The organism is Actinomadura formosensis NBRC 14204, from assembly GCF_001552155.1.
Classification (GTDB): Bacteria; Actinomycetota; Actinomycetes; order Streptosporangiales; family Streptosporangiaceae; genus Spirillospora; species Spirillospora formosensis.
In genome coordinates, this window is record NZ_BCQQ01000045.1 from 1 (window position 1) to 12,221 (window position 12,221).

At 68.9% G+C, this 12,221-nt stretch carries 8 protein-coding genes; 5 read left to right on the forward strand and 3 right to left on the reverse strand.

The features are described from left to right. On the reverse strand, positions 1–1,861 hold a 1,861-nt coding region (locus AF1_RS14365), incomplete at its 3' end, for an N-6 DNA methylase (RefSeq protein WP_169804034.1). Between the two features lie 725 nt (positions 1,862–2,586). Between AF1_RS14365 and AF1_RS14370 the strand changes: the two genes are divergently transcribed. Further along, the gene (locus AF1_RS14370; RefSeq protein ID WP_067798112.1) at positions 2,587–4,941 is read left to right on the forward strand and encodes an arylsulfatase; all 2,355 of its coding nucleotides are present in this window, start codon (positions 2,587–2,589) and stop codon (positions 4,939–4,941) included. A 126-nt stretch (positions 4,942–5,067) separates the two neighbouring features. On the opposite strand, the gene AF1_RS14375 is transcribed toward AF1_RS14370, so the two are convergent. After that, positions 5,068–5,757: a Clp protease N-terminal domain-containing protein gene (locus tag AF1_RS14375; protein ID WP_067798115.1), complete on the reverse strand. Its 690-nt coding sequence runs from the start codon at positions 5,755–5,757 to the stop codon at positions 5,068–5,070. A gap of 138 nt (positions 5,758–5,895) precedes the next feature. On the opposite strand from AF1_RS14375, the gene AF1_RS14380 reads away from it, so the two are divergent. The 3 genes from AF1_RS14380 to AF1_RS14390 all read left to right on the forward strand — a co-directional run bounded on the left by AF1_RS14380 (position 5,896) and on the right by AF1_RS14390 (position 10,576). Continuing rightward, positions 5,896–6,471 (forward strand): helix-turn-helix domain-containing protein, encoded by a 576-nt coding sequence (locus tag AF1_RS14380; protein ID WP_067798118.1) that lies wholly within the window; start codon positions 5,896–5,898, stop codon positions 6,469–6,471. A 189-nt stretch (positions 6,472–6,660) separates the two neighbouring features. After that, complete coding sequence (locus AF1_RS14385) at positions 6,661–7,950, forward strand: aminotransferase class V-fold PLP-dependent enzyme (protein WP_067798121.1); 1,290 nt, start codon at positions 6,661–6,663, stop codon at positions 7,948–7,950. A 73-nt stretch (positions 7,951–8,023) separates the two neighbouring features. Then, the gene (locus tag AF1_RS14390) at positions 8,024–10,576 is read left to right on the forward strand and encodes a class I SAM-dependent methyltransferase (RefSeq protein ID WP_067798126.1); all 2,553 of its coding nucleotides are present in this window, start codon (positions 8,024–8,026) and stop codon (positions 10,574–10,576) included. Between the two features lie 18 nt (positions 10,577–10,594). On the opposite strand, the gene AF1_RS14395 is transcribed toward AF1_RS14390, so the two are convergent. Continuing rightward, positions 10,595–11,674, reverse strand: coding sequence for a beta-ketoacyl-ACP synthase III (locus tag AF1_RS14395; RefSeq protein ID WP_067798129.1), 1,080 nt, complete (start codon positions 11,672–11,674; stop codon positions 10,595–10,597). 93 nt (positions 11,675–11,767) lie between these two features. On the opposite strand from AF1_RS14395, the gene AF1_RS33280 reads away from it, so the two are divergent. Then, a complete protein-coding gene (locus AF1_RS33280) occupies positions 11,768–12,220 on the forward strand; it encodes an acyl carrier protein (protein WP_084262884.1) in 453 nt (150 codons plus the stop codon). The last annotated feature ends 1 nt before the right edge of the window (position 12,221 follow it).

The following is a 12,221-nucleotide window of genomic DNA, read 5'->3' on the forward strand; positions in this document are numbered from 1 at the left end:
TAAGTGAAGGGAAGGCCGTCCATGTTGGGTCGCCGGCAGGGAGGAAGGCGTCCTGCCATTCGCGGCTGCAGCGCAGCCAACGTGGATCTGTCGTTTTCAGCCCCTCCAGTGCGGAGCGCTTCTCCTCGCGCGTTCCGGTCAATTCGAGATACCGGACGTCGGCTGCTTCCTCCTCATCGGAACAGGCGGCGTTAGCGAAGATGAGGACGCTGAGTTGCCGGCCCACATCGGGTCCGAAGATGCGAGTGGGCATCGGTGGACGGTTGCCCTCGGGGGTGAGTTCGATGACCCAGCCCACCTTGCACTTGCGTCGCAGATACTCACGCAGACCGCTGAAGGCGCGGCCTCTGGTCACGCTGGACGGGACGATGAAGGCGACTATGCCCGCCGGCATGCGCTGCTCGGCCTCGAACACCTTCCAGGTCGCCCAGCGCAGGAAGTACCAGGGCGTGCCGTGCAGGTCGGACTCGTAGCGGCCGAGACCGTCGGCTCTGAACTCGTCGATGGAAGGGCGCTTGGAGACGGACCGGGACCCAGATGCTCCCCGCCGCGGATGTTCGATCCATGGGGCGCGGCCCTTCGCGTTTTCCACGTGCGGTGGATTGCCGATGACCACCATCACCGGAACCTTGAGCTTGATGTCGTTCGCCTCGTCGCGCGCTTCCTCCATCACCCGGTAGGGGGCGCCCAGCTTTCGCTGCACGTGGTTCGGGTCGGCCAGCGCATCGGTGAGGAATCGCCGCGCCTTGGGGGGTGTCTCCACCTGGAACCGGGTCTTGAAGGAGCCGTGGATGCGAAGTTCGGCGACCGCATACGGGGCGACCTGGATCTCGAACCCGATGAGCCTTTTCGAGACCAGGTCATGGACGAAGTCCTCGCGTGTCCCGGGACCGAGCTTGTCGCCGACGCGGTCGGCCACGGCGCTGATGATCTCGACGAGGAAGGTCCCGGTGCCCATCGCGGGATCCACGATCACGACGTCGTCGTCGGCGAAGCCCCACTCCTTGCCGAGATGTTCTTGCAGTACCTCGTCGACAAATCTGACTATATGGCGGGCGACGTCAATAGGGGTGTAGTAGGAGCCGGTGTCCTTGCGCAGCACGGGGTCGTAGGTCGCGAGGAAGCGTTCGTACAGGTAGGCGTAGGCGTCCGCCGGGCTGACGTCGAGATCATGGAGGCGGGCGACGTTGATGACACGGCGCAGGGTCTCGATCGTGTCCAGTTCATCGTCCACGCCGCTGGTGAGCACGGCGAACGCCTGCCCCATCAGCAGGTGCCGCTTCCCCAGTTTCTGGGCGATCTCGTGGTAGGTCTCGCCGAGGAGGTCGATGCCGTCGACACGGGCCAGGAGCAACGCGAACGTGATCGTTTGTGCGAACGCGTCGGCGAACCGTTCGTTGTCGAGACCGGGGAAGAGCAGGTCCCGCCAGTCGTCGGCGAGCAATGCCAGCCGCATCTGCGACCGCTTCTTCAGCGGGTCGGTGATCGCGGCGTGGACCTCCTCCTTCAACAGTCCGCACAGGCCCCCGATGATTTTCACCAGCGAGGTCAGCGTTTGCGGGGACTCCGGCTCCCAGAGCAGGAAGCGCCGAAGGACGCCGACCAGTTCGGTGACGGCATGCTCCGAGGGGCGGCGCAGGTCAGAGATCGTGTTGGCGAGCCTGACGATCGACGAGATCCGCTCGCCGTACGAGTACTGCGCCCACGTTACGCCGTCGGTATAGACCACGTTCGGGAGCGAGCAGAGCTTGCTCCACTGTTCCTGGTCGCCTTTCGTCGGGCGCCACTCCGCCGCTCCGGGGACACCCTTGCCAGGCTTTTTCAACTCGACGTAGCCGACTCGTACTTGCCCGATGTTCACGGCGTAGTCCGGCCGCGCGCGGAGTGGGCCGAGCCTCACCTCGCCATAGGGAACGGCCTCTACGCCGATGAGGGAACCGAGTTTCCGCAGGAGTATCTCTAGCGGCCCTCGTAGCTGGTCCTCCTCTGCTCCTCCCAGCCCCCGTTTCTGGGATACCGTCCGGCCGAACTCTGCCACGATCGCCTGTGCGGCGGCCCTGGTCTCGGGCTTGGAGGACCGTGTCACGCCCACCTCCAGAGAAGAGCGGCACCGCCCTCACCGTGAGCGCTGTTTCGGACTTCATCAAGTCGCTGGAGGGTCGCATCTGCACTGTTGGCCACATCCGGCTCAGCCCGTCACGCCGGACATACCTCGCTGAGCCGCGAAACGTGTCCGGAGTTTTCATACGTGCTGATCAAGGAGGGGGCCTATCGCAACGGGCCCGTGCGGCTTTGAGCCGCATCCAGCCGATGAAACCCGGATTACCGGGCGCCGTGCGGTCGTCTGGACCGTGACCCGCGTCGAGCACTGGCATTTGCCGAGCGCATGAAATGCCGCCCGGAGGTGACCATTTCATCGCGAGGCCTTGACGCGGTGCGGGTGCCACCGCCGCCCGCGGAGGGAACGTACGCGGTGACAGCACACGCAGGAAGCGCACGCCGCCGTGCGCGACGGTGACGGCAGGACGTCGCGCTCCCGGAACACGGGTGCCCGCTTCCGGTTCGGCCCGCTGGGGGAGAGAGATCATGGCGAAGGGCTTCAAGGGCAGGATCGCTCTGGACATCCGGGATTCGGAGCCGGACTGGGAGCCGTTCCTGTCGCCGTGGGCCCCGAAGGGCTCCCCGAACGTGCTGGTGATCGTGTGGGACGACGTCGGGTACGGGACGATGGACTGCTACGGCGGGCCGGTGAAGACGCCGACGATGACCCGGATCGCGAATCTCGGCGTGCGGTACTCCAATTTCCACACCACCGCGCTGTGCTCGCCGACCAGGGCGTCACTGCTGAACGGGCGGAACGCGACATCGAACGGGATGGCCACGGTCGCCGAGTTCAGCGCCGGGTTCCCCGGGATCTCCACCCGCATCCCGGCGGGGAACGGGTTCATCTCCGAAGTCCTCGCCGAACGCGGCTACAACACCTACTGCGTCGGCAAATGGCACCTCACTCCCGGGTGGGAGACCGGCATGGCCGCGTACAAGGGGCGCTGGCCTCTCGGGTGCGGGTTCGAGCGGTTCTACGGCTTCCTCAACGGCGAATCGAGCTCCTGGTACCCGAGCCTGGTCCACGACAATCATCAGGTCGCCACGCCGGGGACGCCCGAGGAGGGGTACCACATAGCCAAGGACCTGTCCGACAAGGCCATCCAGTTCATCCGGGACGCCAAGGCCGTCGATCCGGACAAGCCGTTCTTCATGTACCTGGCGCTCGACGCGGCCCACGCGCCGCACCATGTCTTCAAGGAATGGGCCGACCGGTACAAGGGGGTGTTCGACCAGGGCTACGAGGCGATCCGGCCCGAGATCCTGCGCCGCCAGAAGGAGCTCGGCCTGCTGCCCGAGGACACCGAGCTCTCCCCGATCAACCCGCACGGCGAGCCGCAGGCCACCGGACCGGACGGGCAGCCGTGGCCGGTGCTCGACACGGTCCGGCCGTGGGACTCGCTCAGCGCCGGCGAGCGGCGGCTGTTCGCCCGGATGGCCGAGGTCTTCGCCGGCTACGTCTCCTACTCCGACGACCAGCTCGGCCGGGTGATCGACTTCCTGGAGTCGGCCGGCGAGCTCGACAACACGATCATCGTGGCCGTCTCCGACAACGGCGGAAGCGGCGAGGGCGGCCCGGACGGGACGTTCAACGAGTGGCGCTTCTTCAACGGCCTGCCCACCCCCGCCGAACTGTCCCTGGAGCACATCGACGAACTCGGCGGCCCCTCCTCCTACAACCACTACAACACCGGATGGGCGTGGGCGTTCGACACCCCGTTCCCGTACTGGAAGCGCTGGGCCGGCTACGAGGGCGGTGTGGCCGACATGTGCCTGGTCGCCTGGCCCGGCAGGATCAAGGCCCGGGGCGAGGTGCGTCACCAGTACGTCCACGCCGTCGACGTGGCCCCGACGCTCTATGACCTGCTGGGCGTCCAGCCGCCCGAAGTGCTCGGCGGGCGCCCGCAGAACCCGATCGAGGGCGAGAGCTTCGCGGCCTCCATCACCGACCCGTCGGCGCCGGGGAAGCGGACCCAGTTCTACACGATGCTGGGCCAGCGCGCGATCTACCACGACGGGTGGCTGGCCTGCACCGTCCACCCCCCGCTGAGCGGCTGGGGCAGGTTCGAGGACGACGAGTGGGAGATCTACGACCTCTCCCGGGACCGCGCCCAGTCCAAGAACCTGGCCGACCGGGAGCCCGGCCGGCTCGAGCGGATGAAGAGCCTGTGGTACTACTACGCGGGCAACTACAGCGGGCTGCCGCTGGACGACCGCACCGCGCTGGAGCAGACCCTCGCCGAGCGCCCGCAGGGCACCCCGGCCCGGGACCGCTACATCTACTACCCCGACTGCGCGCCGGTGCCCGAGCAGTCCGGCGTCATGACCAACGGCCGGTCGTACACCATCGTCGCCGGGGTCGACGTCCACTCGGACGACGTCGAGGGCGTCCTGTTCGCCCATGGCGGCGTCTCCGGCGGGCACAGCCTCTACATCAAGGACGGCCGCCTGCACTACGCCTACAACTGGGTGGGCAGCCGCCTGCAGCTCGTGGCCGCCGACCTGTCCCTTGAGCGGGGCAGGCACACGTTCACGGCCGAGTTCAGGGCCGAGGAACGCAGCACCGACCCCGAGATGCCCGGCACCACGGGATCCCTCACCCTGTACGTGAACGAGCAGCGGGTGGCCGGCGCCCGCATCATCACCCAGCCCAGCTACTTCTGCCCCGTCGGAGACGGGATCTGCGTGGGCCGCGACGACGGCTCGCCCGTCACCCCCGGCTACCGGCCGCCGTTCCGGTTCACCGGAGGCGCCATCGACCGGGTCGCCGTCGACGTCTCCGGCGACCGCTTCATCGACCACGAGGCCGAGGTGCGCGGCTGGCTGATGGTCGACTGACCGCCTGCCGGCGATCGGCGTCCGCCCGGGCAAGGGGTCATTCGCTCGACCGCACCGCCGTGGCAGCCCGGGGGCTGAAGCATCGCTCCTGGCCGAAGCGGTACGGCACCGACCCGTCGTCCGATGTCACTGAGCGGCCAGCCATTCCTCTACGCCGCGTTGGTCGACGCCCAGACGACGGAGGACCTGCGCGCCGACGCCGTGTTGCTCGGCAAGGACTCCGAGCAGGATGTGCTCCGTTCCGACGTAGTCGTGACCGAGCCGTTGCGCCTCCCGCACACTCAGTTCGATGGCCCTCGTGCCTCGCGGGGTGTAAGGGAATTCTCCCGACAGGTCGTCAGACCGCGGCCCGAAGACCTCACTCATCGCCGCGCGCAGCCGTTCCGGCGTGGTCTTCTCGGCGAGGGCCTTCGCCGCCAGGCCCTGTGGCTGGCTCAGCAGGGCGAGAACGATGTGCTCGGTACCCACGTAGTTGTGCCCGGCGGCGCGCGCCTCGTCCTGGCAGGCGACCAGGATCGCCTGCGCACGGGGAGTCCACCGATCGTGGGCCCGCGCGAGTGCGGCCACGTCCGCGGGCTTGGTGACGAACCGCTTCTGGGCGGCCTGTCTGGTCATTCCCATCGTTCTGCCGATCTCGGCCCAGGTCGCCCCGGCGTTGTGCGCCGCGTTCACGAAATGCCCGACGAGCTGATCGGAGACGTCGTCGAGCATCCCGGACATGGCTATCGCGTCGGAGAGGTGCACGAGCGCGCCGCCATCCGGGTGAGACGCGGTCACGCGGTTTATCAGGTCATCGAGTCGCACTGGTTCTTCCATGCTGTCAACCTGAAAATGACAGATATGAGGTGATATGACCGTGGCCCGGCCCAGAGCCCCGCACCGCGACATCGAAGTTCTGTGTCATGGCAACCATGATCGGTTCCTTCGGCGGGAGAGGCCACTAAACTTGCGAGAATGGCAAACACGGACGAGGTGCTGGCCATGGTCGGGCCGCGGCTGCGCGCGATCCGTAGGCAACGTGGGACGACCCTTGCCGACGTGGCGGCCGAGACGGGTATCTCGGTGTCCACGCTGTCGCGGCTGGAGGCCGGTCGCCGCCGTCCCACGCTGGAGCTTCTGTTGCCGCTGGCGCAGGCGTACGGTGTGCAGATCGATGAGCTGATCGGTGCGCCGCCGACCGGTGATCCGCGTATCCACCTGCGTCCGGTGCAGCACAAGGGCATGACGTTCATCCCGCTGACCCGCCAGGTCGGGGGCGTGCAGGCGCACAAGGTGATCATTCCGCCGCAACGCCGCACACCCGAGCAGAAGACCCACGAGGGTTACGAGTGGATGTACGTGCTCCGGGGCCGTCTCCGGCTGCTCCTGGGCGACCAGGAGCTGGTGCTGACCGAGGGTGAGGCGGCCGAGTTCGACACCCGGGTGCCGCACTGGTTCGACAGCGCCGATCCCACCCCGGTCGAGGTGCTCATCCTGTTCGGTCATCAGGGCGAACGCGTCCACCTCCGCGCGCGCTCCGTACCGCGATAACGGCCGGCCACGCCGGCGGATCGGGTGAACGTCGGCGCGCGCCATCGTCCGCACTTTCGTGTGGCATATGGTCCGCACCCCCGGGGCTTGTCCACAACGGTGTGGTCTCGGAACGTGATTCGTGGGTCTGGTATCGCTAATTCTTGAGATGTTTGTGAACGCCATCTTTTCTCTCAGTTAGGTGCGCTGATGACAGCTGAGCAGACCTCGTCCGGGCTCTCCCGCGACGTACGGGCCGACTTCCCGATTCTCGCAACGGATCTCGACGGCAAGCCGCCCGTATATCTGGACAACGCCGCGACGACGCAGATGCCGCGTCAGGTGCTGGACGCCATGTACGACTACTACAGCAACGACAACAGCAATGTCGGACGTGGTGTCCACACGCTCGGCATGCGGGCGACGGATCGTTTCATGCGGTCACGCGAGCGCGTCCGTGCCTTCCTGAACGCCGCCCAGGCGAGTGAGATCGTGTTCACCAAGAGCGCGACCGAGTCGGTGAACCTGGTGGCGCAGAGCTTCGGGCGCCAGGTCGTGTCGGACGGCGACGAAGTCCTGATCAGTGGGCTTGAGCACCACTCCAACCTGCTCCCGTGGCGGCGGCTGTGCGAGCAGACCGGGGCCGCTCTGAAGGTCGCGGCCGTCGACGAGCACGGCGAGCCGTCCCTGGACTCCTTCCGCGCGCAGATCACCGAACGGACGCGGCTGATCGCGGTGGCCCACGTCTCCAACGTCCAGGGCACCGTGAACCCCGTACGCGACATCACCGCGGCGGCGCACGACCACGGCATCTTCGTGGTCGTGGACGGCGCCCAGGCCGTCGCGCACCGGAGCGTGGACGTGCGGGACATCGGCGCCGACTTCTACTGCTTCTCGGCGCACAAGATGTACGGCCCGCATGGCACCGGGGTGCTGTACGGCAAGGCCGAGCACTTCGAGCGGATGGAGCCGGTGCTCCTCGGCGGCGGCATGGCGCCGATCGCCTCGTACGACGGCCCGCTCATCTCCATGCCGCCACTGCGGTTCGAGGCGGGCTCGCCCAACATCGCCGGCATGGTGGGCACCGCGGCGGCGATGGACTATCTCGACGGCCTCGGCCGGGACGCGGTCCACGAGCACGACGCGGCGCTGGCCGCGCGCGCCGCCGAGGGGCTGCGCGCCCTGGGCGGCGTCACCGTGTACGGGGCCCAGGCGCCGCGGGGCGGCATCCTCTCCTTCAACGTGGACGGCGTGCATCCGCATGACGTCGGCGGCCATCTGAACACCTTCGGCATCGCCACCCGTACCGGCGTGCACTGCGCGTCTCCCTTCATGGACGGCCTCGGGCTCGTCGGATCCGTACGTGCCTCGTTCGGTGTGTACAACACGATGGACGAGGTCGAGCTGCTCATCGAGTCGGTGAAGACGTCGGAGAAGGGCTTCTGGTCGACGAACCACCCGAACGAGCGATTCCTGCCCCCCGGCCGAGACAGCGGCTGACCTATCGGAACGCCTCGGAAGCCTGGGGATGGCGAGGGGTGCCCTTCACCACACATCACCAAGGAGAACCGTCATGCCGGAGCACCGATCCGCCGTGGCCGTCGCCACGACGGAGGCGGCGGATCGGCGCGCCGAGGCGCGTCGTATCGCGTTTCTTTTCCAGGACGGGGTGCTGCTCGCCGCGGCCGTCTCGGCGTTCGACGCGCTCGGCCTGCTGGACGGAAAGCCGTACAACACCGGCGGCCTTCCCGGCACCGGGTACCTGGGTGCGGCCTGGCACTGCCTGGCCGCGGCCGGCTGGATCGAATCCGACCCCGCGGCATGGACCGAGCGGGGCCTGGAGGCGCTGCGGCACCGTGCGCGGCTCGTCGCCGGTGGGGCGTTCCTCACCCGCTTCGACGACAACGCTCCCGACTGCTGGGCCACCCCCTGGGACGCCGCCACCCGGGCGGCCTTCACCGCCCTGCTCCGTGAGCACGAGCGGTGGCGGGCCGGCGCCGACCCGGCCGACCCGCTCACGACCTACCTCGACGCGACCCTCGCCGTGCCGGCGATCCTCACCCTGCGCGGCACCGGCGGCCTGCACCGTCCGACCGGCGACTTCGCGAGGTTGTTCGTCCTGCTCGGGTGGCTCGACCGCGACGGCGGCTGGACCGGGCTGGGAAGGGCCTGCCTCGCCTTCTCCGGCCACTGCGGTCTCGTCGGCTCGTATCTGCCCATGCTGAGCCGGCTGCAGCGGCTGTTCCGCGGGGAACTGGTGGTCACACCCGGCCGCGACGAATGGCACTGCCAACGGCGAATCAACGTGGAGGCCAGCTCAGCCGCGCACCGGCGGTACTTCTCGGACACCGACTCGATCATCCAGGAGATATTCCGCCGCGCACCCCGCCCGTCCTTCGTCGCCGACATGGGCTGCGGAGACGGAACCTGGCTCGCCCATCTGCACGCCCTCCTCGGGGACGGCATCCGGTACGTCGGCATCGACGCCAGCCCCGTGGCCCTCGACCGAGCCCGCGAGGTGCTGAGCGCGGCGGGCGTGCCCGACCCGCTGCTGCTGATCGGCGACGTCACCGACCCCGACGCCCTGCGCGCGCGGCTCGCCGAGCACGGCCTCGCGATCGACGATGGGCTGCACATCAGATCGTTCCTCGACCACGACCGCACCTATCTCGGTGTGGACTCGCGCGACGACGGCCCGGGGTGGTCCGCCGGCGTCCATCTCGCGCCCGACGGGAGCCCGCTGAGCGCCCGCGAGGTCGAATCGGATCTCGTGGCCCACCTTCGGCGCTGGCGGCGGCACGTCGGCAGATTCGGGCTGGTCGTCATCGAGGCCCACAGCGTGGCCCCGAAGGTGGCCCGCCACCAGGTCGGCGCGTCGCACTCCGCGGCACTCGACACCTACCACGCCCTGTCGCACCAGTATCTCGTCGAGTACTCCGCGTTTCTGCGCTGCTGCGGACTCGCCGGACTGCAACCGGTCGGCCATCTCGAGCGCCGGTATCCCAGGAACAAGCCGTTCGTCGCGGTCTCCGCGAACCACCTCGTGACGGAACGGCCGATGCCGGCCGGCCCGCCGCGGGCGCGGCACGACACCTGGTCGCCGGGTCCGGAGGAGGATCTGGACGACGGCGCCGCTCTGCACCGGCTGCTGTTCGCCGACGGCGACCTCGCCCGCCCACGAACCTGGTGCTCCGGCCCGACCGGCATTGTCGTCCACCAGGTGCTCGAGGCGGTGGAGGCGCGCATCGAACACGTCCGCCCCGGCGACGCCGTCCGGGTGCTCGATTACGGGGCGGGCACCGGCTTCGCCTCCATCGAGCTGACGAAGGCGTGCCTTGAGCGAAACGTCGTACCACGCCTGGCCGAACGCGACGCGACGTTCGAGCTGCATCTCGTGGACATCCCGGGCGGGTGGTTCGCGCAGGGGTACGAGCTGCTGCGGGACGTCCCCTGGACGCGCTTTCACGCCCTCCGCCGGCCCGGCGGCGGAAGCTTCCGCCCACTGCGCGAGGTCCTGGCGGGGCAGGAGACCGACGCCGTACTCGCCAACATGGTCTTCCACCTTCTCCCCGCCCGGGCCATGCGGCGGGCGGCGGCGTCCATCGCCGGCGTGCTGCGTCCCGGCGGGCTGCTCGCCTTCAGCGCGCCCGACCTGGCCGACCGGCGGGCGGACTCGGTGCTGTTCCACGACGCCAACCGGCTGGTGAGGCGGTACTGGCTGGCCGCGCTCGACACCGACGACCCGGGTGGGCTCGCACCGGTCCTGCGCGAGGCGGCGGCATCGGTCCGGCAGCCGCTGCGCGCGGACGCCCAGCGGCGCGCGGACCGCAGGATCCTGCCGGCGCCGGTGCACGGCGAGGCGGTGGCCGCCGCGCTGGCGCCGTACTTCGAAGGGGCCGTCGAACGGCGCACGTACGAGTTCCTGGCCGAGGAGTGTCTGCTGGGCGCCCTCGTCCCGGCGAATCAGCGAGAGTACTTCGCGGAGATATCCGACCGCCGGCTGCGGGAGGCCGTGATCCGTCATCTGATGCTGGACCGGGTGCTGCCCGAGATGATGAGCGGCCCGGCAGGGACCGCGCACGGAGTGAACGTGGAATGGAAGCTCGGCCGGTTCACAGCGAGGTGATGTCCCTGATCTCGGCGCTCAGCCGGCGGGGAAGGGCGCGGCCCCCGCCGGCGGGGCGGGCTCCGGGGCCGGGCCGGGGACGGGGATATCAGGCCAGGTCAGGGTGGTGGAGGCCCAGGCGAGTCCGGCACCGAACGAGGTCAGCAGCACGCGCATGCCTGGTTTCAGTGCCCCCGCGTGCACGGCGTGGTGGAGGACGAGGGGGATGGACGCGGCCGCGGTGTTTCCGACATCGGCGATGTCGGACAGGACGCGCTGCTCGGGGACGCCCAGCCGGCGGGCCACGTCGGCGGAGATGCGCTCGTTGGCCTGATGGGGGGCGACCGCGTCGATCTCGGTGAGCGCCCAGCCGGCCTGCTCGGCGGCACGCCTGGAGGAGGCCACCATGCGCTGCACGGCATGGCGGAACAGGTCGCGGCCCGACATGGTGAGGAACGGGGCCTTGCCGGGCGCGGCGTGGTGATCGGCGCGCTGTCGTGACCCGCCGGCCGCGATGTGCACCACACTGCCGTGCGCCCCGTCACTGCCCAGGTCGAACGGACCGAGCGCGCCGCTCTCGCCGGGTGTTCCCGGACGCAGGACCACGGCTCCCGCACCGTCCCCGAAGAGGGGCGCGGTCTGGGCGTCATCGGGGTCGGCCACCCGTGTGATGGTGTCCGCGCTGATCAGCAGCACGTGCTCGGCGACACCGGCGCTGATGAGACCGTGGGCGACGGCGAGTCCGTAAACGAAGCCGCTGCAGCCGGAGTTGAGGTCGAAGGCGGCGACGCCGTCCAGTCCCAGACGGGCGGCCACCCAGGGGGCGCTGCTGGGAACGATGTGGTCCGGGGTCGTCGTGGCCAGGACCACCGCCTGCACCTGCGTGACCGAGGCCGCCTCCAGCGCTCTGCGCCCGGCTTCGGCGGCGAGATCGCCGGTGCTGACGCCGGGGGCCGTGACGCGGCGCCGCCGGATTCCGGTGCGCTGCGCGATCCAGTCATCAGTGACTCCCAGCCTCGCGCCCATCTCGTCGTTCCCGACTTCGCGCTGGGGGAGGCAGACGCCCAGCCCGCAGAGAACCGAGCCGGGTCCTCGCCGCCTACCGGTTGTTTCGTCCATGTCACCCTTCCGCCCGAAGGTTCGACGAGGATCGCCGAGATCTTTGATGTTAGTTCGGGACGGTGCTTCTATCGGGCGCCGGATGTGCGCGCCATGGTGCGCACTTTCGCGCGGTATATCGTCCGCTCCCCCGGGGCTTGCCCGCATCGGCCGGGTCCCATGAAGTTTAAGTCGGAAGCCGCTTTGCAAACGTTCGGTCTCACGACCACTAAAGGCTCACGACCACAAAACGGCATCATCCTCATGACACCACGCAGTGTGCGCTCCACGGAAAGCAGGTCCGCCGTGCTCGTCGACCGGCAGCGGATCGAAGACTGGCTGGTCGCCCAGATCGCGAGCATGCAGCGGATCGAGCCCGAGCAGGTCGACGTTGACGATTCCTTCATTGCCAATGGCCTCAGTTCGAGTTCGAGCGTCGCGCTGATAGGTGATCTCGCAGAAGTGCTGGGTGTCAGGCTGTCGGAGACGCTCACTTGGGAATACCCCACCATCGCTGCGCTGGCTGAGCATGTTGCCGGCATTGGCGCGAGTCCGCACGACGACTGAC

Coding starts and splice junctions, on each gene's coding strand:
- AF1_RS14370 (WP_067798112.1), top strand. CDS start 2,587: ATGGCGAAGGGCTTCAAGGGCAGGATCGCTCTGGACATCCGGGATTCG.
- AF1_RS14375 (WP_067798115.1), bottom strand. CDS start 5,757: ATGGAAGAACCAGTGCGACTCGATGACCTGATAAACCGCGTGACCGCG.
- AF1_RS14380 (WP_067798118.1), top strand. CDS start 5,896: ATGGCAAACACGGACGAGGTGCTGGCCATGGTCGGGCCGCGGCTGCGC.
- AF1_RS14385 (WP_067798121.1), top strand. CDS start 6,661: ATGACAGCTGAGCAGACCTCGTCCGGGCTCTCCCGCGACGTACGGGCC.
- AF1_RS14390 (WP_067798126.1), top strand. CDS start 8,024: ATGCCGGAGCACCGATCCGCCGTGGCCGTCGCCACGACGGAGGCGGCG.
- AF1_RS14395 (WP_067798129.1), bottom strand. CDS start 11,674: ATGGACGAAACAACCGGTAGGCGGCGAGGACCCGGCTCGGTTCTCTGC.
- AF1_RS33280 (WP_084262884.1), top strand. CDS start 11,768: ATGGTGCGCACTTTCGCGCGGTATATCGTCCGCTCCCCCGGGGCTTGC.